Annotated in this window: 14 protein-coding genes and 1 tRNA gene; 7 read left to right on the top strand and 8 right to left on the bottom strand. The window is 39.9% G+C overall.

Features of this window, described 5'->3' with window-relative positions:
* A partial coding sequence (locus ADICYQ_RS16385; protein ID WP_040416731.1) for an integrase core domain-containing protein occupies positions 1 to 343 on the top strand: 343 nt, incomplete at its 5' end.
* Positions 344 to 442: 99 nt separating this feature from the next.
* On the opposite strand, the gene ADICYQ_RS16380 is transcribed toward ADICYQ_RS16385, so the two are convergent.
* The 4 genes from ADICYQ_RS16380 to ADICYQ_RS16365 are packed head-to-tail and all read right to left on the bottom strand — an operon-like array spanning position 443 to position 3874.
* Positions 443 to 1180 carry a 3-keto-disaccharide hydrolase gene (locus ADICYQ_RS16380; protein WP_020893461.1) on the bottom strand — a complete coding sequence of 246 codons (738 nt, stop codon included), beginning with the start codon at positions 1178 to 1180 and terminating at the stop codon, positions 443 to 445.
* 6 nt (positions 1181 to 1186) lie between these two features.
* On the bottom strand, positions 1187 to 1618 hold the full coding sequence (locus ADICYQ_RS16375; protein WP_020893460.1) for a c-type cytochrome: 432 nt from the start codon (positions 1616 to 1618) through the stop codon (positions 1187 to 1189).
* Positions 1619 to 1639: 21 nt separating this feature from the next.
* On the bottom strand, positions 1640 to 2692 hold the full coding sequence (locus ADICYQ_RS16370; protein ID WP_020893459.1) for a sugar phosphate isomerase/epimerase family protein: 1053 nt from the start codon (positions 2690 to 2692) through the stop codon (positions 1640 to 1642).
* Between the two features lie 15 nt (positions 2693 to 2707).
* Positions 2708 to 3874 carry a Gfo/Idh/MocA family protein gene (locus ADICYQ_RS16365; RefSeq protein WP_040416726.1) on the bottom strand — a complete coding sequence of 389 codons (1167 nt, stop codon included), beginning with the start codon at positions 3872 to 3874 and terminating at the stop codon, positions 2708 to 2710.
* A gap of 247 nt (positions 3875 to 4121) precedes the next feature.
* On the opposite strand from ADICYQ_RS16365, the gene ADICYQ_RS16360 reads away from it, so the two are divergent.
* The 4 genes from ADICYQ_RS16360 to ADICYQ_RS16345 all read left to right on the top strand — a co-directional run bounded on the left by ADICYQ_RS16360 (position 4122) and on the right by ADICYQ_RS16345 (position 8647).
* On the top strand, positions 4122 to 5381 hold the full coding sequence (locus ADICYQ_RS16360; RefSeq protein WP_040416725.1) for a nucleoside permease: 1260 nt from the start codon (positions 4122 to 4124) through the stop codon (positions 5379 to 5381).
* Positions 5382 to 5535: 154 nt separating this feature from the next.
* Complete coding sequence (locus tag ADICYQ_RS16355) at positions 5536 to 7215, top strand: GMC oxidoreductase (RefSeq protein ID WP_020893456.1); 1680 nt, start codon at positions 5536 to 5538, stop codon at positions 7213 to 7215.
* Between the two features lie 17 nt (positions 7216 to 7232).
* Positions 7233 to 7802, top strand: a complete 570-nt coding sequence (locus ADICYQ_RS16350; RefSeq protein WP_020893455.1) for a gluconate 2-dehydrogenase subunit 3 family protein — start codon at positions 7233 to 7235, stop codon at positions 7800 to 7802.
* A gap of 116 nt (positions 7803 to 7918) precedes the next feature.
* Positions 7919 to 8647 carry a hypothetical protein gene (locus tag ADICYQ_RS16345; RefSeq protein ID WP_020893454.1) on the top strand — a complete coding sequence of 243 codons (729 nt, stop codon included), beginning with the start codon at positions 7919 to 7921 and terminating at the stop codon, positions 8645 to 8647.
* A gap of 368 nt (positions 8648 to 9015) precedes the next feature.
* Here ADICYQ_RS16345 and ADICYQ_RS16340 read toward each other — a convergent pair whose 3' ends face one another.
* Positions 9016 to 9741 carry an SH3 domain-containing protein gene (locus ADICYQ_RS16340; RefSeq protein ID WP_020893453.1) on the bottom strand — a complete coding sequence of 242 codons (726 nt, stop codon included), beginning with the start codon at positions 9739 to 9741 and terminating at the stop codon, positions 9016 to 9018.
* 111 nt (positions 9742 to 9852) lie between these two features.
* On the opposite strand from ADICYQ_RS16340, the gene ADICYQ_RS16335 reads away from it, so the two are divergent.
* Positions 9853 to 9925: transfer RNA gene (locus ADICYQ_RS16335), tRNA-Lys, on the top strand.
* A 362-nt stretch (positions 9926 to 10287) separates the two neighbouring features.
* On the opposite strand, the gene ADICYQ_RS28850 is transcribed toward ADICYQ_RS16335, so the two are convergent.
* From ADICYQ_RS28850 to ADICYQ_RS16325, 3 genes are read right to left on the bottom strand one after another with little or no spacing between them, the layout of a single operon-like run.
* Positions 10288 to 11238 carry a RagB/SusD family nutrient uptake outer membrane protein gene (locus ADICYQ_RS28850; protein WP_020893452.1) on the bottom strand — a complete coding sequence of 317 codons (951 nt, stop codon included), beginning with the start codon at positions 11236 to 11238 and terminating at the stop codon, positions 10288 to 10290.
* A complete protein-coding gene (locus ADICYQ_RS28845; RefSeq protein ID WP_020893451.1) occupies positions 11207 to 12115 on the bottom strand; it encodes a RagB/SusD family nutrient uptake outer membrane protein in 909 nt (302 codons plus the stop codon). Before ADICYQ_RS28845 ends, ADICYQ_RS28850 begins: the two co-directional genes overlap by 32 nt.
* Positions 12116 to 12135: 20 nt before the next feature.
* Positions 12136 to 15261, bottom strand: a complete 3126-nt coding sequence (locus tag ADICYQ_RS16325) for a SusC/RagA family TonB-linked outer membrane protein (protein ID WP_040416723.1) — start codon at positions 15259 to 15261, stop codon at positions 12136 to 12138.
* Positions 15262 to 15873: 612 nt separating this feature from the next.
* Here ADICYQ_RS16325 and ADICYQ_RS16320 point away from each other — a divergent pair.
* Entirely contained in the window at positions 15874 to 19080 is a 3207-nt protein-coding gene (locus ADICYQ_RS16320) for a DUF1553 domain-containing protein (RefSeq protein ID WP_040416722.1), read from the top strand.

Here is a 19080-nt window from a genome sequence, read left to right as displayed (position 1 = left end):
CCACTCTGATAGAGGATTACAATATTGTTGTGATGCCTACCAAGACGTATTACAAAATAATCAAGTCAGCTGTAGCATGACAGAAAGCTATGATCCATACCAAAATGCAGTTGCTGAAAGAGTAAATGGAATACTCAAACATGAATTTATTCTGGGAATCACAATCAAGGATTTAAAACTGATGAACATATTAATAGAAGAATCTATTTATATTTACAATAATGAAAGGCCGCATTGGAGTTGTCAGATGGAAACACCCAATAAAATGCATCAGCAAAACACCATACGGATTAAAACCTACAGAAACAAAAATAGCACCGAGTCAAAACCCGATGCTATCTAAATTTATCCTTGAAATCTGTAACGTCTATTCAGGACTAGTCAGACTTCAATAAAGTCTTCTTAATTAAGTATTGAAGAAAGAAGGCCTTTAAGTAACTATTTAAAGTCTTTTGATTTTGATATTTCTGAACCACACATCATCTCCGTGGTCCTGAAGTACGATTTTACCTTCCTTGAATTTAGCGAAACCATCCCATTGAGCGAATTTACTTTCAGCTACCATGGCATTCCATTGGTCATCCCATAGCGTTGTTTCTACTGTTTTTACTCCATTAAGGAAAAACTGCAATTTGCTATCATTGATAATAATTTCAGTTTTGTTCCATTCACCAACTGGTTTTGCTGCTTCTTCGGTAGACTCGATCATGTCATAAAGGTCACCTGCTCTGTGAGTGATGATTTTTCCATCTTTATGCCCATCATTGTCTAAGACTTGATACTCAGGACCTGTATGGTAAGGCCTTTCGTAATCGCCATTGTCTTGAACTAAGAACATGATTCCACTGTTTCCACCTTCAGAAATTTTCCACTCAATTTGTAAGTGAAAATACCCAAAAGTTTCTTTGGTTTCTAAATCTCCTGCAGAAGCACCTTCGTCTTTTTTACCTGAGTTAAAGTAGAGCACACCATCGGCAGCTTCCCACGCTTCACCTGGCTGGTCTTTACCAAAGCTGGTCCAACCTGTCAGGCTATCGCCATCAAATAAACTAATCCACTCTTCTTCCGTCACGATGATTTCTTCTATATTTTCCTCCGCAGTACCTTTTTCACTTGAGGCAGGACCACAGGCCACAACTGCAAGTGACAGTGCTGCTATAGACAAAGTTGTTTTTATCATATCAGATTATTTCTTTAGCAATAGTACGAATTGTGCAAGACTTTTAGCATCTTCTTCAGAAAGGGTAGGGTGAGCTGGCATTGGAATTTCTCCCCAAGTACCTACACCACCTGCAATGATTTTTCCTGCCAAAAGTTCAACATTTTCATCTGTTGTCTCATATTTAGCAGCAACATCAGCATAAGATGGGCCTACGATTTTCCTTTCAAGCATGTGGCAAGAAGGGCAATCATTTTGTCCCATTAATTCTGAACCTTTGATGTATACAGGATCATCCTTATACTTTTCTTCAAGGCTTATCTCTATAGGAGCTGGTGGTGGTGCAGCAGCTGTGCTTTCGCTAGATGCTGATTCAGAATTACCGGAGCCACCACAGGCTGAAACGGCTACCATTGCGCTGGCAATAACGGCCATACTTAAATTCAAATTAAATTTCATGGTTTGTAATAGTTAGATTAATTAAATTCCTAATAGTTTTTTATTCAAACCTTCGTCTAATCCTGTGGAAGCAAAATCATCGAAAGTTTTTTCGGTAACATGTATTATTTTCTCACTAATAAATTTAGCTCCTTCTATCGCTCCATCTTCTGGATGCTTAATGGCACATTCCCATTCCAAAACAGCCCATCCATCAAAATCATATTGCGAAAGTTTACTAAAAATAGCGTTAAAATCAACCTGGCCATCCCCTAACGAACGGAATCTACCTGCCCGTTCTATCCAGCTGGAATAGCCACCATAAACACCCTGTCTCCCTGTTGGATTAAACTCTGCATCCTTCACATGAAACATTTTTATTCTGTCTTTGTAAATGTCGATAAAATCCACATAATTTAGACACTGCAAAACGAAGTGACTTGGGTCATATAGGATATTGGCTCTTTTATGGTGGTTTACTTTTTCTAGAAACAAGTCAAAAGTAACGCCATCATGAAGGTCTTCTCCCGGGTGTAGTTCATAACAAACATCCACTCCATACTTATCAAATTCATCCAAAATAGGCAACCATCTTTTTGCCAATTCCTCAAAGCCAGTATCTACCAAGCCGGCAGGGCGTTGTGGCCATGGATAGACGGTGTGCCACATCAGGGCGCCGCTAAAAGTACCATGGGTGGTCAAGCCAAAGTTTTTACTTGCTTTGGCAGCCATCATTAACTGATTCGTAGCCCATTTTTGTTTTCCTTTTAAATCACCTGCTAATTCAGCAGGCGCAAATGCATCAAAAAGCTCATTGTATGCAGGACTAACAGCTACTAGCTGTCCTTGCAAATGCGTGGAAAAATCAGAAATTTCAACACCAGCTTCTTTTACTGTATTTTTGATTTCGTTGACATAATCCATGTCCTCGGCTGCTTTCTGCAAGTCTATGAGTCTGGCATCCCAGGTAGGGATTTGAACAGCTTTGTATCCTATGCTAGCTGCCCAGGTACAAATGTCTTTTAAATTATTAAAAGGTGCTTTATCATCTACAAACTGAGCCAAAAATAAGGCTGGTCCTTTAATGGTTTTCATAAAGTTTAGGGTTATTTAGAGTTCAAATTTAGTCCATTTTTCATTAGAATTGCTACTTTTTACTACATGCTCCACAAAAGCCATACCTCTTAATCCATCCTCAGCTCCAGGAAAGTCTAACCATTCCTTTTTAGGCGTCTCACCATTCTTTCTGGCGTAAAGGCATCTAGCGAAATTTCGGTACAAATTAGCAAAAGCTTCCAGGTAACCTTCTGGATGGCCTCCCGGTGTTCTGAGGTTTTCCAAAGCAGCCGATGACAAGTAAGCAATGTTTCCACCTGCTCGGTAAATCTGGTCAGGTGCTTCTGGATGATGGACAATTAATGAATTGGCATTGTCTTGTTGCCATTCCAGTCCTGCTTTTTCCCCATAAACCCTGATTTTAATGTTGTTTTCTGCACCCGTCGCAATCTGTGTGGCCATCAATACTCCTGAAGCACCCCCTTCAAATTTTAACAAGACGGCACCATCATCATCAAGTACCCGGCCTTCAACAACACTATTAAGGTCTGCACATAATTTTGTCAATTTCAACCCACTCACGTATTCAGCAAGGTTAAAAGCATGGGTACCTATGTCTCCCATACAGTTAGCAATACCACTTTTTTTCGGGTCTGTTCTCCAGATGGCCTGCTTATAATCGGTATTTTCAAGTTTATTCCACAACCATCCTTGTGGATATTCTACATATACTTTTCTTACTTTACCTAAAACACCAGATGAGATCAAATGTTTTGCTTCCTTTATCATGGCATAGCCAGTATAGGTATGGGTTAGGCAAAACATTAAACCTGTTTCTTCTATTATCTTGCTGAGTTCTTTGGCTTCTTCATAGCTAAAAGTCATTGGTTTGTCCAGCACCACGTGAAATCCATTTTCCAATGCTTTTTTGGTCGGATCAAAATGTACGTGGTTGGGTGTAACAATTGCCACAAAATCTATTCTTTCAGATTCAGGCAATAGCAATTCCTTTTCAAACATTTCGTCATAAGAGGCATAAACCCTTTCAGAAGGAAGAAAAAGCTCTTTACCTGTTTCGGCTGATTTTTCTGGACTGCTACTAAAAGCTCCTGCGGCCAATTCGATAATGCCATCCATTGCAGCTGAAATTCTGTGGACAGCGCCTATGAAAGATCCTGGTCCACCTCCGATCATCCCCATTTTAAGTTTTCTGTTACTCATTCTTCTGGTCTTTGGTTTTTTGGTTTCTTTAATTCCCTATATTCTTATATATTTCAACCTATGATGCTGTATCTATTAGTTTTTGCAAATAGTAGAAAATAATTTCAGGAATTGCGAAATCCTATACTCGCTTTCTGAAGTGATAAATTTACGTTAAATTGGCTTAAATTTTAAATATTTCTATAGATTGTTTGCCAAGAGTCCTTGACTAAATTTGATCATCCTAAACACTAACACACCAAAAACTATGACTTTAAATAACAGGTTTAAGCTTTCCCTAATGATGTTTCTCGAATTTTTTGTGTGGGGATCCTGGTACGTAACTTTAGGAACATTTTTAGGAAATAACCTTCAAGCAAATGGTGGTCAGTTGGCAGCAGCATTTTCCACCCAATCCATCGGAGCCATAGTGGCTCCATTTGTAATTGGGTTAATAGCAGACAGGTTTTTTAATGCAGAGAAAATTTTAGGCGTTCTGCACCTCCTGGGAGCGGGATTGATGTACATGATGTTTTCTTCTGATAGCTTTGTATCATTCTATCCTTATGTCCTGGCCTATATGATTATCTATATGCCCACCTTGGCCCTGGTCAATTCAGTTTCTTTCAATCAAATGAAAGACCCGGCTAAAGAATTCAGTACCATCAGGGTTTGGGGAACTGTAGGATGGATAGCTTCTGGCTTGATGATTAGTTATTTCTTTATATGGGATAGCTCAGCAGCCATAGGAGAAGGAATGCTTCGAAATACCTTTATGATGTCGTCCATCTCCTCAGTAGTTTTGGGCCTTTTTGCCTTTACACTTCCTAAAACACCTCCTATCGCTGCTGTAAAAGGGGAGAAACAATCTATTGTAGAAATACTCGGATTGGATGCGCTTAAGTTATTGAAAGACAAGGATTTCTCTATATTCTTTTTATCTTCTATACTTATATGTATTCCACTTGCTTTTTACTATCAAAATGCCAATCCTTTCCTTTCAGAAGTTGGACTTACCAACCCTACCGGTAAAATGACCATAGGCCAGGTTTCAGAAGTAATGTTCCTTTTGCTGATGCCCTTCTTTTTTAAGAAGTTTGGTTTGAAAACCACCTTGATTGTGGGCATGCTTGCATGGGTTGTGAGGTATGCGTTTTTTGCTTTTGGAGATGCGGGAGAAGGTACTTATTTACTACTTATAGGCATTGCACTGCATGGGATTTGTTACGATTTCTTCTTTGTTGCTGGTCAGATATATACCGACTCGAAGGCAGGTCCAAAATACAAAAGTTCTGCACAGGGCTTGATCACTTTAGCGACTTATGGGATAGGGATGCTGATTGGGTTTTGGATAGCAGGCATTGTTTCAGATTTCTATTTATTGAACGATGGAAGCCATGTGTGGAAAAATATTTGGTTGATACCTTCAGCAATTGCTTTGGTAGTGACGGTGATTTTTGTCTTGTTTTTCAAAGACAATGATTTCATAAAAGCCAATGCTGAAAAGAATGGTCTGAAAGAGGAATAAATTATGGAATAGTTGGCCAATAGAATTGGCATATGAAAACAGCTATTTAGAGCATTTATAAATTACATAAGCGGAATTCAGGAAAATGGAAATATTTACCATTTCTTTAATAAAATCAATAGTATTGCAATACCTAAAATAAACATTAAAGCATATGGCTAATCAAAGTTATGACGCTATTGTCGTTGGTTCAGGGATCAGTGGCGGTTGGGCAGCAAAGGAACTAACAGAGAAGGGGTTAAAAGTACTTCTTCTGGAAAGAGGACCAAACGTAGAGCATGTAAAAGATTATAAAAACGCTACCAAAGCACCTTGGGAAATACCTCACAGAGGAAGGCGGACAGTGGAGATGTTGGAAAACCATCCTAACCTCCGAAGGGATTATGTTTTGAACGAGTTAAACCTAGACTGGTGGGCGCATGAGGATGATTCTCCATATGTAGAAAAAAAGCCTTTTACCTGGTTTAGAGGTTATCAGGTAGGTGGTCGTTCCCTACTTTGGGGAAGACAGAGTTATCGCTGGTCTGATACTGATTTTGAAGCCAATGACAAGCAAGGAATAGCTGTTGACTGGCCTATCAGGTACAAAGACCTGGCACCTTGGTACAGTTATGTAGAAAAATTTGCAGGAATATCCGGTAACAAGGATGGACTGGACATTCTCCCTGATGGAGAATTTATGCCTGCCATGCCATTGAACTGTGTGGAGCAGAGCGTTGCTGACCGAGTTAAGGATCATTTCAAAGGGGCAAGGTTAATGACCCATGCCAGAATAGCAAATATTACCCAGCCACTTCCGGGTAGGCCTGGATGCCAATACAGGAATAAATGTTCACTTGGTTGTCCTTATGGAGGGTATTTTAGTACTCAAGCTTCTACATTGCCAGCTGCAGTTGCTACAGGTAACCTTACTTTAAGGCCTTGGTCAATCGTTACCAAAGTACTTTATGACAAAGACAAAAAACGTGCAACAGGAGTAGAGATCATCGATGGTGAAACCAACGAAACCTACGCATTCGATTCAAAAATAGTATTCCTTTGTGCTTCTTCCTTCAATTCTTCGGCAATATTAATGCGCTCGGCTACCGAAGTATGGCCTGAAGGATTAGGCAGTAGCTCAGGAGAGCTTGGGCACAATGTTATGGATCATCATTTCAGGCTTGGAGCAAGAGGTGTTGTAGAAGGTTTCGATGACAAGTATTACTTTGGAAGAAGACCAGGAGGATTTTATATTCCAAGGTATAGAAACTTAGGTAACGAAAAGAGAGATTATATCAGAGGTTTTGGTTTTCAAGGAGGAGCTAGCCGACAAGGTTGGAGCAGAACTGTTGCTGAATTGGATTTTGGTGCTCCTTTAAAAGCGGAATTGACAGAGCCTGGAGAATGGACAATAGGAATGACAGCTTTTGGTGAAATACTTCCTTACCATAACAACTCAATTAAACTCAGCAAAACGGTTACAGATAAATGGGGATTACCTGTTTTGGAAATGGACGCTGAGATTCATGACAATGAAATGAAAATGAGGGTGGACATGAAAAATGATGCAGCAGAAATGCTTGAAGCTGCAGGCGTAAAGAATGTTACCACTTATGATACCGGTTATACCTTTGGACAGGGTATACATGAAATGGGTACAGCAAGAATGGGAAGAGATCCTAAATCTTCTGTTTTGAATGGCAACAATCAAGTGTGGGATGCCAAAAACGTTTTTGTAACGGATGGAGCGGCGATGGTTTCCGCAGCAGCACAAAATCCTTCATTGACTTATATGGCCATGACTGCTAGAGCTGCAAGCTTTGCTGTTGAAGAATTGAAAAAAGGTAATCTGTAAACCCAAATTGAAGTGATATGAATTTTATAAATAGAAGAGAAGCACTAAAAAGCGTGGCACTGATGATGGGTGGAACCATGGTTGGAGCCAATGTTATCTTGACAGGATGTGCTCCTGATAAGCAGATAGAAGGGCTGGATTTTTCTGAAGGTGAATTGGCTTATATGGATGAAATTGGTGAAGCAATCATTCCTACCACTGATACACCAGGAGCTAAAGCTGCAGGAATTGGCTCCTTTATGGCAATGATGGTAAAAGCTACTTATACTGAAGAACAACAAAAATCCTTCGTAAACGGCCTTAATAAGCTAAAGAGTGATTTTAAGGCGGACAACAGTAAGGAATTTATGGATGCGACGGTGGAGGAAAGAACAAGCTACCTCAATAAAGTCAATAAGAAAGCAATGATTCCTGCTACTGAAGAGAACGCAGATGACAAATACATATTAATGATTAAAGACCTGACTTTGTTAGGTTACTTTACTTCAGAAATAGGTGCTACTCAGGCACTAAAATTTGTGGAAACACCAGGGAGATACGAACCTTGTATAGATTATAAAAAAGGAGATAAAGCCTGGGCCATTTAAGGGTCAGGTTGAAATAAATAGTAAATCCCGTCTAAAATAGGCGGGATTTTTTTATGGTTTTCCTTTGATTTCTATTTGATATTGTGTACTATACATAGATAAACTAGGTGTGAAACATGATATATTTAATAAGCAATATTATTATTTCCCTAAACCTTTTGCTGATCTGCAATTCTGAGGGGAGATTCAACAAAAATGAACCTGTAACTGAAAGTCAAATTCACTTTAAGCCAAATAATAAATTGGAGAAATTTGCTACAAATAAGATCATTCCCAAGGAAATCAGGACGTTAACTTTAGAAGCGCTTTCTTATTTCCCGGATTTGGTAAATACCAAGATTGATTTTCAATTCAAAAACAATATCACTGGATCTGTAATGCAGGCACAGCCAAAAGTTGGTTCCCTATTCTTTCACCAAAAGGATAATCGCTCCTATAAAATAAAAATCTCAAGGTTTCTTTTCTTGGAGGACAATCCTATTCCAATTGAAGAACTTCCAGATGATGTGTTATTAGGTTGGATAGGCCATGAACTAGGGCATATTCAGGATTATATAAATAGGAGCTCTTTTGACTTGTTGGGTTTTGGCGTCAAATATTACCTGTCCAATAATTTTGTGACCAAAGCTGAAATTGCAGCAGATAGTTTCGCTGTTGCCCATGGACTAGGTGAGAAAATAATAGCGACAAAAAACTTTGTGCTTAACCATGATCAAATTCCTTTGGCTTACAAACAAAAAATTGAAGCGCTTTATATGTCTCCGGGAGAAATACTAAGTATGGTAGATCCTGTGTTGGATGAAGATCCGGAAGGTGAAAATAATGCTTCGGATGCGATGAAATAAACTTAATGACTGATTCAGCAGGCTCAATAGAGATTAAGTACCACTTTTTGTGTTTCGTTGTTTGACTCCAGCTTACTTCATTTTCTTAAGGATTTACTGGCTTTCCTTAACAAGTAGTTTATACTAATATATTCAATAGCCTTTTTTACCGTAGCCCTGCAAGGATTCAATTTCCAAATGGCTTGGTTTTCTTGAGATTACAGGCTCCTTCCTCTTGAAGAAAATCAGGACAGGCATTACGAACCCTATTCCAAAATCCGTGATTTTGCCAATGCATTTTTCAGGTCAATGAAAATGAACACAACATTATTATCGGAAATGTATTCACTCCTTGATTGCTAGGCTCAGGATAATTTGAGGCGTAATTCTTAAATTTTGGAAATATCCGATTTGCGAATGTAGGCATCTTTATTTCCCCACTTTATCTGGTACCAAATGTCCTTGCTGGAAGAAATGGTTACCCTATGGCCAGCCTCTACTCTTCTTACGAGATTTCCCGCAGCAGATGGGCTATCCATAATAAGTACTGGACCTCCGGTAATAATACCCGTATCCGGTTTGTTCAGGAAATTGTTGCTGGCAAAGGTCACCACCAAAAACAGAAGAGCAGGATAATAGAAAACAGTACGTTTTTTCGGAAATACAAATACCAATATCAAGAATACGAGCATAAGCAATGCGGCAGTACCAGTAATGATGGTTTTGTAATCGAGGAGTAGTCGAAGGAACCTATCCTGGTCAGAAACCTGATAGCCTTCTAGTGAAACCTGTCCCGTCAATGATTTGATTTTATCAATGACTTCAGGGTTGGGATTGTAATCATAATACTTAGATAAATACAGGGATGCTTTACCATAATCTCCTAGCCCTTCAGAAATAAAACCCATCTTCAACAACATCGCTGGAGAGTAAGCTTCTTCTTCATAAAGGATAGTTTCGTAGAGCTGTAAAGCCTCTTTGTACTTTTTCTCAGAAAATATGCTATCTGCGGTTGACAAACTGCTTTTTCCGCTGACCTGACTATCAGCCTGATGCGAAAACAGCAGAGAAAAACCTGATAAAAAAACAAGAAAGATCCGTCTAAGATTTGGCATTTTCAATTTAGTCCTTTAAGTTTGCATTCCAATTACGGGAAAGTAAGGCGAAAAACCAAGTTTTCTTTTGATATTAAGACTTGAAAAAGGAGGTCTAAAAATTGGAATTTTGATTCTGTAGCTCAGCTGGTAGAGCATAACACTTTTAATGTTAGGGTCCTGGGTTCGAACCCCAGCGGGATCACATCAAAGTAGAAAAAGCCTGTTCATTCGAACAGGCTTTTTTTTTGTTCCTTACTTGGCTAGGTGGTTAATATGGTATGCTGTAATGGTTTTTTATACATTAATACCACCCCATTATAAAATGGTTTCCTCCATGTATTAATCTGAGGAAAACGATTGACAAAGCTCAGCCCTGAAGAACAGGAATCTTACCAGTCATAATAGAAGCGACGATCCTTCAGCACGTAATAGATTGTCTATTGCATATTTCGGGTTTAAACTCAAAGGTTATAAAAGGTAACCACAATTTATCTGTATGCCAGTAGTAATATATTGCTATTTGGTTTTTTACTTTTTCGCTTTTACCATTACTTAACCCTAATATCAATAGCCAGGATTCTGTACCAAATGAGGTGCTTTGTTCATTTCATCATTTGGAATGGGTATCCAATACATTTTTTTGTGCACCGTACGATCCTGGACCGTTAATCGTCTCCAGATGGTGTTTACTGTTCCTTCATCCAAGTTACGGGTTTCGACAATCTCTATTCCTTTGGCATCCCCAAGTTTTTCTTCAAGAATCTTCCACCTCCTGATGTCAAACCATCGGATATTTTCAAAAGTAAATTCAATTTCTCTTTCATATCGAAGTGCCTCCTCAATATCTCCAGTAAAATCAGGCATGCCGGCCCGGTTTCTGATCATATTGATATATGTTGTCGCCTCTTGGCTGTCTCCTAGCTCTAAGCTAGCTTCAGCATAGTCCAAAATTATCTCAGCGTACCTCATCCATATCCAGACATTTTCATTGTATTGGTCTTTGCCAATAACTTCATGGTCCATCATCTTCTTCATCAAATAGCCTGTGTAGCCTGCATTCCATGAATGCACAGGCCCCTGACGGGTATCAATCCCTACCAGGCTGCTTACCTCATTGCCTCCTTGTGTAGTTATACGCGTACGTCTGTCATATATACCTAAAGGATCTCTTTCTTGCAGGTCGGAAAATCGTGGTTGCCAATTTGCACTATCATATAATATAGAACCATAAAACCTTGGTTCACGATGATAATATGGGTTTTCATTTTGGAACTTATCTGAAATATTCTGATAATAACTATTTTCATCTAGCGTGAAATGATCTGAAAAGCTAGAACCATCTTCCATTTGGTAGGTGTCTACTAGATCTTGAGTAGGGTTGTTGCTTCCGTAGTTTGATAATCCGTTGGGTCCCTGCCATAAGTTATTTCTATGCCGTTCCCCAACATCAGCTACAAACATTTTACCCCAAATCACCTCATTGTTAGAAAGATCCGTTTGTCTGAAAAAAATCATAATAATTGTTAGCCACTGCCTCTTTATCCGGAGCTCCAAAATCTGCAAGGGAATAGGCGTTCATGTCAATAACTGCCTTTGCTGCATTTTTTGCTGCTAACCAAAGTGCTGTTCTATCTGGGTTTTCATAACCCACATATTTATTTTCAGCTGTACCGTCAGCGGTAAGGTCACTGGCTGCAAACAACAAGATACGTGACTTGAGCGCCAATGCCGCCCCTTTGGTTGCTCTACCCATTTCCATTTCTTCCTTTGGTAAAAGAAGGCTTGCCGCATTGTCACAATCCTGCACTATGAAATCGATTGTTTCTTCAAAAGACCCCCTTGCTGTTCCTAGATAATCATCTCCTATTCCGAAAGGCTCTGTTAATATAGGAAGGCCACCAAAAGTTCGGGCCATCTGGGCATAGGCAAAGGCTCTGAGGAAAAAGGCTTCTCCTTTCAATATTTCAGCTTTTATTTGTGCTGCTTCTCGTTCATTTTCTTCCGTGTTTTCTACTACCTTATCGATATTTTCAAGGAAGGTATTTATGATTTGAATATTATCAAATAGCTGCCAATTAAGAAACCTGAACCGAGTATGATTGAATGGCCCCATATTGGAAGGAGTTATATTCCCCTGCACATAAACATCTGTTCCGTAAATATGGATAAAAAAGGTATGGTCAGACACGCCGGCGAGGTTTAGATTGGAATTAAACCCACTTGACATATTACGATAGGCAGTATTAAGATAGCTATTGGCAAGGTTGATGTCCGACCAAACCAGCTCCTCAGCATATCTGTCTAAAGGGGCTTTCTCCAAAACTTCTTCTACACAGGAAGTCATCAAAAGTAGAAAAACTGATAAAACGTTAATATTTATATATTTTTTCATGACGATTGTTTTATATCTAATTAGAAAGAAACACTTGTACCAAATGAAAGGACTCTCATGATTGGATAGTTATTTAGATTTCCCAGTTCAGGATCCATAATATCAGTTCCTGCATGGATCAGGAATAAGTTTTGACCTGTAACAAACACTCTCGCAGTGGAAACTTTTATTGCCTCTAAGAGATGAGTGGGAATAGTGTAGGAAAGCTGAAGGTTCTTTAAGCGAGCATAAGACGTATTGTGATAGGAATAGTCTGTCCTAAAATTTAACCGCCAATATTCCTCTTCTCTTTCAAATGCTCTTGGCTTATCAGCATTAATATTATCGGGAGTCCATCTACCTTCTGCGTCATATTGAAAATAATTACCAGAACTACCTTGCAATGACGTGTACATTAATCTCATCGCTCTTCCTGCACCTTGCACCAGTCCTCTGAGTTCCCAATTTTCATACTTAAAATTAAAAGAAAGACCATAGGTGATTTGTGGATTGGTTGTCCTGTCAAACAAGGTTCTGTCGTCGTTATTAATGATACCATTGCCATCATAGTCTTCGATGATAATGTCACCAGGGCGTGCGCCAGGAACATGGGGTAAGGAATTCACATGCTCTTCATCTCGGAAAATACCTATTGATCGATAAAGCAAGGCAGAACCCTGAGGGTAACCAGTCTGAACCTGCCAAGGAACATTTCGTTCCGGTTCGTCAAATTCAATTACACTGTTACGGGCAAAGGCAAGATTCCCATTTATTCCATAAGAGAACTTTGGTTTTTGGTCGTTGTATCCCAGAATAACTTCAAACCCCTTGTTGTCTACAATGCCAAAATTTTCATCGGGTAAGGAGATGCCGGTATAGTTGGGGACTGAAGCGCTCCTTTGAACAAGAATGTTGTTTCTTCTTTCATAAAAAAATTCAGTATCTAAACTCAATCTCCCGTCTAAAAAATTAGACTCAAATCCTGCATTATATACATTGGCCACCTCCCAAGTGATAAAAGGATTTGGTGTTCCAGTTAGGTTTAGACCAGTGTTATAATTCCTACCAGACCCGAATACGGTGCCTTCGTCAAACTCATAACTTGTGAGGTATTGGAATGGATTTACCAGATCATTCCCCATCTTACCCCAAGATGCTTTGACTTTGAAAAAATCAATAAACCCTATATTATCTTTCCAGAAATCTTCATTGGAAGCATTCCAGCCAGCAAGCACCCCTGGGAAATTCCCCCAACGGCCGCTTTCTTCTGAGAACCTAAGGGAACCGTCCCTGCGAAAACTAAACTGGAATAAATAAGTTTCCTTAAAATTATAACTAAACCTACCAAAATAGTTTACCCGAGCATCTATATCAATCCATCCACCGTTATCTTTTTCAGCATTTCCTCCGGCGAATAGGTAGGGTAGCTTATCTGAAACAAAATATCTTCTGAATGCTTCAATTCCCTGACCTGTATATTCAGAATTTTCGTAGGAAATAAAAGTGCTTATATTGTGAACCCCATTAAGGGTTTTGTCATAGTTCAACTTTAAGTTAAAAGTATTTGTAATGGTATTATCAAAGAAATCTCTAAGTCTTGGTTCTGGTGCCTGACCACTGGGGATTCCGGTTAGAAATGCCGATCCATCTTCACTACCAGTATTCCCTGCAGCCAAATACCCTCCCACGTCCAAGTGATAAAGGTTAAAAGGTCTTTCGAACAATTTTCTCTGCTTGAAGTAAATATCATAAGCATAATAACTGGAGAGTGTCAAACCTTCGACTCCGGGAATTTTTAAATTAGCAGAAAGCGTATTATTGCTTCGGTATCGTCTATCATCATCGTATCCTGGTTCAAATGATGAGATCACAAGGGGTTGGTCTCCGCGTTCTACATCAGGCCCTGGTAAGCCGTTTGGCCAAGTTGCTGTTTCTGTAGGATAACCTCTTATTAAATGTGCAAATACTGTTCCTGAACCTCTGGTAGGGAACATCCTTTTTTCTTGAGAAGCTATAATATTAATACCTACATCTAAAAATTCGTTGACTTTTACGTCTACATTTGCCGTTAGATTATACCGATTAAACGAACTAGCAGAGTTGGAATAAATCCCTCCATCATATTGGGTGCCTAAAGCTCCATAGTAATTAATAGATTCACCTCCGCCACTAACAGAGAAATTATGGCTGCGGTTTCTGCTGTAATCAGCCAGTCCAGCATCAAACCAATCCGTATTGGGATGTGTCCAGGGTAAATTTCCTGCTTTGTATTTTTCAATATCTTCTAAAGAAAAAGACATGTTCGCTTCGTCCACTCCCCTGTAAGATTGCATTTCTCGGATCATCTGTGCATAGGTGGGGGCGTCTGCCATTTCAGGAACCATGGTAGGGGATAAAAATCCTTCGTAAAATTCATACTTGAAGGTGGCGGGAGTATTCTTTAACCCACCTTTGGTAGTAACAAGGATAACACCATTGGCGGCCCTGGAACCATAAATTGCAGCTGACGCATCTTTAAGTACGGTGATACTTTCAATACTGTTAGATGGAACCGAATTCAAGTCCCGTCCTGGTATCCCGTCAATAACGATTAAAGGACTGTTATTACCCAAGGTGGAACTCCCTCTCACCAAAATAGCTGCTTGGTCATTACCCGGTTCACCACTCGTTTGTTGAACAATAGCTCCTGGTAGTCGCCCTGCCAAGGCATTAGAGATTGTGGAGACTGGAGCAGCACTTAATTCTTCCTCACCTATAGTGGTTACAGAGCCGATTACATTGACTTTTTTCTGAGTTCCATATCCTACTACTACTACCTCTTCTAGGCCTTGGATATCTTCCTCCATTATAATGTCAATCACAGCCCTACCATTCAAGGGTACTTCCTGTGTAAGATATCCAATGGAGGAAAAAACCATTATATCACCTTCATTCGGCACATTAAGCGAATAGGTGCCATCAAGGTCCGTGACTGTTCCTATGGCTGTGCCCTTGACTAATATACTGACACCTGGAATTTGCTCTCCGTTAGATGAGGTGACTGTACCTGAGACATTAATGAATTCTCCATTGGCAAACGAAATGCCAACCATCAAAAGTTGTCCTAAAATGCCTATAAAGGAAAAATTGATGATCCTGAAAAGCGGGTGGAAAAGTGCTTTTTTCATACTTAGGGTGTTTTGGGTTTATTATGTATTAAATTTTATGTTTTTAGAGAGGGTCAAGTAAATTCATAACCCCACCGTTTGAAGATGTGTCACTCCAAATGCAATCTTCTTGTTTGTTTCTATTAATTGGTAAGCAGAAGTCAACAGGTGTCTCCTGGTTTTTTGCTAAACAAATCATTCCCAATATAATTTTAATTTTGAAAAAATAACATATTTTAAAAGAATACTTTTATTATGAACACATTGATAATATTATATACTTATTTATATAAGTAACATTTTATTTCACATGAATTTGTATGTATCAGTCCATTTTATGTGCTTTTTAGTTTGATTTATGGTGTTTCGAAGGGTGGGGTTCGGTAATAGTTTGACTCAAATATTTAAGGGCATATGACCTTCGTTTATTTGCCAACAGCATTCCATTATCCGCCAGCATCTAGCTGATCAAGTAGAAGGAACTTTTAAATCAGATGATTAGGATAACTATTTTATATAATGAATTTGGCCTGGTTTTTAATTGACTCATTCTATGATATCTTCAAAAAATATCGGAATTGGATGAAATTTCGGTTAAATTTATTTTGACAATAAATTAACCTAGATAAGACAATGTTTCACAGATGGATTTATATTTTTCTGGTGATCACGGGATTGTCCTGTAAGCCCAATTTACCTGATCCAATAGTGCAGGCTATGGAAGAACTTCCAGAGCAGGTGGATTTTAATATCCATGTGAAACCTATCCTATCAGACAATTGCTTTTCCTGCCATGGCCCTGATGAAGCTGCCAGAGAAGCAGGCATGAGACTAGACCTTCCTGATGCAGCTTATGCTGCTACCAAAGAAAGCGGTAAAATCCCTATAAGTCCGGGGAAGTTGAATCAAAGTGAAGTCTTTCATAGAATCATTTCGGAGGATCCTGACTTTCAGATGCCTACTCCTGAATCCCACCTTACTTTAACGAACAGACAAAAAGCCATACTCATAAAATGGATTGAATCAGGTGCCAATTACCAACCCCACTGGGCTTTTATTAGCCCAAAAATGCCGGTGCTTCCTGAAGCTAAAATTAGGGACTGGTCAACAGCTCCCATAGATCTCTTTATAGGTAAGAAACTTGTGGAGCATGGTTTTGAACCAAGTCCATCTGCCTCCAAAGAATTGCTCCTTAGAAGATTAAGCCTGGATGTAACCGGTTTGCCTCCGAGTTTGGAGGAGTTGGATGCATTTTTAGCGGATGATTCCGAGAATGCTTATGAAAAACAAGTTGACCGTTTGCTTGGCTCACCCCATTACGGTGAACAGATGGCCATGTTTTGGATGGACTTGTCCAGGTTTGCAGATACTCATGGCTATACCGTAGACAGGTTCAGGGACATGTCTCCCTGGAGGGATTGGGTGATAGAAGCCTACAACCAAAACATGCCCTATGACCAGTTCATCATAGAACAATTGGCGGGAGACCAATTGCCTAACCCCACCAAAAAACAAAAGCTGGCCACTGCTTTTAACCGCATACATCCTCAAAATATGGAAGGTGGTATCGTTCAGGAAGAGTTTAGGGTACAATATGTAGCGGACAGAACCAACACCCTCGGTAAGGCCTTTATGGCCCTAAGTCTGGAATGTGCCAGGTGTCACGACCACAAATTCGATCCTGTAAGTCAAAAAGAATATTTTCAATTGAGCAGTTTTTTTAACCAGGTAGATGAAGCAGGACAAATTTCTTGGGACAATGCAATGCCTGTACCCACTATGTTGTGGACGGATGATAAAAAAGACGAGCTGCTTAAACTGTTAAAGAATGACATTAGCACCGCAGAAGTGACTTTAGATAACATCAAAATAGTTGAAGAAGCTGATTTTGAAGCCTGGATTAGCAGTGAAGGTTACAAAAACATCCGCTTTTACAAACCCACAAAATCACTAATTGCACATTTTGATTTTAATAAAGTACCCTTGCGGGATAGGATAAACCCTACGGTTAAGGGAGTTATGGAAAGTACAGGAGAAGCAAGCAAGCAGGCCGAATTGGTGGATGGCTATCAAGGAAAAGCAGCTTCACTCAATGGAGATGCCTGGTTGAAAATGGGAGGAGTAGGTAGTTTTTCCAAAGACCAGCCTTTTAGTGTAGGAATTTGGGTTAACATCCCTGCAAACCTTGAAAATGGCGTAATCTTCCATACTGGTAATGGCGCTGTCTTGTTCAATAGGAGAGGTTACCATTTGTATTTGAGGGATAATAGGCTGGAGATGATACTTGCCCATACGGCGCCTTATAATGTCATTAGCAACCATACTCTGGAAGACATCCCAAGAGATGAGTGGGTTCATTTGCTGATGACCTATGATGGCTCCTCCAAAGCCAAAGGAATAAAGACCTATTCCAATGGGAAATTAATGGCTAGCAAAATGTCCAGAGACAATTTGTACAAAGACATATTATTTGATGGAGACAAGCAGCCCGGTATTCAAGTGGGCGCTGTGTGGAGGGGGAGAGGATTGAAAGGTGCAGCAGTAGACGAGCTTACCATTTTTAACAAGGAATTGACATCCTTAGAAATTTTGGAATGGCTTCAGCCAGAACTATTGGCCAAGGTGGTGAAAAAGAGTGCCAAAGATCTAAGTGGGGAGGAACGGAAAACTTTAGAAGTGTTTTATTGGAACAACCTTTCTCCAAAATACCAAAACCAGCTTAAAAAATTAGAAGCCGCTCGGAGGGAACATTCTGTGGCCGTGGAGCCGGTACAAGAGGTGATGGTGATGGATGACATGGACCCGGGAAGAACTACCTATATACTGGAGCGTGGAGAGTATGCTGCGCACGGCGAGGAGGTGGATAAAAATACCCCGGTCTCCATTCTTCCCATGCCAGAGGATTATCCCAAAAACAGATTGGGTCTGGCCCGTTGGTTGGTGAATGATGAGCACCCGCTTACCGCGAGGGTAGCCGTAAACCGGCTATGGCAACAGTTTTTTGGCAGGGGATTGGTAGCCACTTCTTCAGATTTTGGTAACCAGGGAGAAATGCCAAGTCATCCGGAGTTGCTGGATTGGTTGGCGGTGACGTTTAGAGCATCCGGCTGGGATGTGAAAATGATGCAGAAAATGATGCTTATGTCTGCTACTTACAGACAATCTTCCCTTACAGGTAAAGAGTTGAAAGAAAAAGATGGTGATAATATATGGTTGGCTAGAGGTCCTTCAGGTAGGATGCCTGGAGAAATGATTCGTGACAATGCCCTTTATGCCAGCAATATGCTTGGAAAAGCCTTGGGTGGCCCGAGTGTAAAACCTTATCAGCCGGATGGATTGTGGTCGGTAAACGGTGGCCAATATGTAGAAGATACTGGCGAAAATCTTTTCAGAAGAAGTCTGTATACTTTATGGAAAAGATCTGTACCCAACCCTACCTTACATATTTTCGATGCACCGGAAAGATCCGAAGCCACCATTAAAAGACAGGAAACCAATACGCCTCTTCAGGCCCTGGTATTGATGAATGACCCTATTTATGTGGAAATTGCAAAAGTCATGGGCATGCAGATTGCCACGGAACAGGATACAAGCAAAGCCATTCAAGATGCTTTTCGAAAGCTTACCGGAAGGTTTCCAAAAGAAAATGAATTGGCGCTACTGTTGAAATTAAGGGAGGTAGAGCTCAAAAAGTTTAAAGAAGCACCAGAAAAAATGGATGGATGGCTTAATAAGGGAGCCTATCCCATCAAAGAAAAGCCCGACAGGTACCAGTGGGCTGCCAATACAGTTGTAGCAAGTGCTATTCTTAATGCTGATGCTACCATTACCAAAAGATAA

Source organism: Cyclobacterium qasimii M12-11B (genome assembly GCF_000427295.1).
In the GTDB taxonomy this organism is placed as follows: domain Bacteria; phylum Bacteroidota; class Bacteroidia; order Cytophagales; family Cyclobacteriaceae; genus Cyclobacterium; species Cyclobacterium qasimii.
This window is presented reverse-complemented; position numbering and strand designations above follow the sequence as displayed.

Excerpts from the sequence above, each read along its gene's own strand:
- ADICYQ_RS16380 (WP_020893461.1), bottom strand. The coding sequence starts at position 1,180 with ATGATAAAAACAACTTTGTCTATAGCAGCACTGTCACTTGCAGTTGTG.
- ADICYQ_RS16375 (WP_020893460.1), bottom strand. The coding sequence starts at position 1,618 with ATGAAATTTAATTTGAATTTAAGTATGGCCGTTATTGCCAGCGCAATG.
- ADICYQ_RS16370 (WP_020893459.1), bottom strand. The coding sequence starts at position 2,692 with ATGAAAACCATTAAAGGACCAGCCTTATTTTTGGCTCAGTTTGTAGAT.
- ADICYQ_RS16365 (WP_040416726.1), bottom strand. The coding sequence starts at position 3,874 with ATGAGTAACAGAAAACTTAAAATGGGGATGATCGGAGGTGGACCAGGA.
- ADICYQ_RS16360 (WP_040416725.1), top strand. The coding sequence starts at position 4,122 with ATGACTTTAAATAACAGGTTTAAGCTTTCCCTAATGATGTTTCTCGAA.
- ADICYQ_RS16355 (WP_020893456.1), top strand. The coding sequence starts at position 5,536 with ATGGCTAATCAAAGTTATGACGCTATTGTCGTTGGTTCAGGGATCAGT.
- ADICYQ_RS16350 (WP_020893455.1), top strand. The coding sequence starts at position 7,233 with ATGAATTTTATAAATAGAAGAGAAGCACTAAAAAGCGTGGCACTGATG.
- ADICYQ_RS16345 (WP_020893454.1), top strand. The coding sequence starts at position 7,919 with ATGATATATTTAATAAGCAATATTATTATTTCCCTAAACCTTTTGCTG.
- ADICYQ_RS16340 (WP_020893453.1), bottom strand. The coding sequence starts at position 9,741 with ATGCCAAATCTTAGACGGATCTTTCTTGTTTTTTTATCAGGTTTTTCT.
- ADICYQ_RS28850 (WP_020893452.1), bottom strand. The coding sequence starts at position 11,238 with ATGATTTTTTTCAGACAAACGGATCTTTCTAACAATGAGGTGATTTGG.
- ADICYQ_RS28845 (WP_020893451.1), bottom strand. The coding sequence starts at position 12,115 with ATGAAAAAATATATAAATATTAACGTTTTATCAGTTTTTCTACTTTTG.
- ADICYQ_RS16325 (WP_040416723.1), bottom strand. The coding sequence starts at position 15,261 with ATGAAAAAAGCACTTTTCCACCCGCTTTTCAGGATCATCAATTTTTCC.
- ADICYQ_RS16320 (WP_040416722.1), top strand. The coding sequence starts at position 15,874 with ATGTTTCACAGATGGATTTATATTTTTCTGGTGATCACGGGATTGTCC.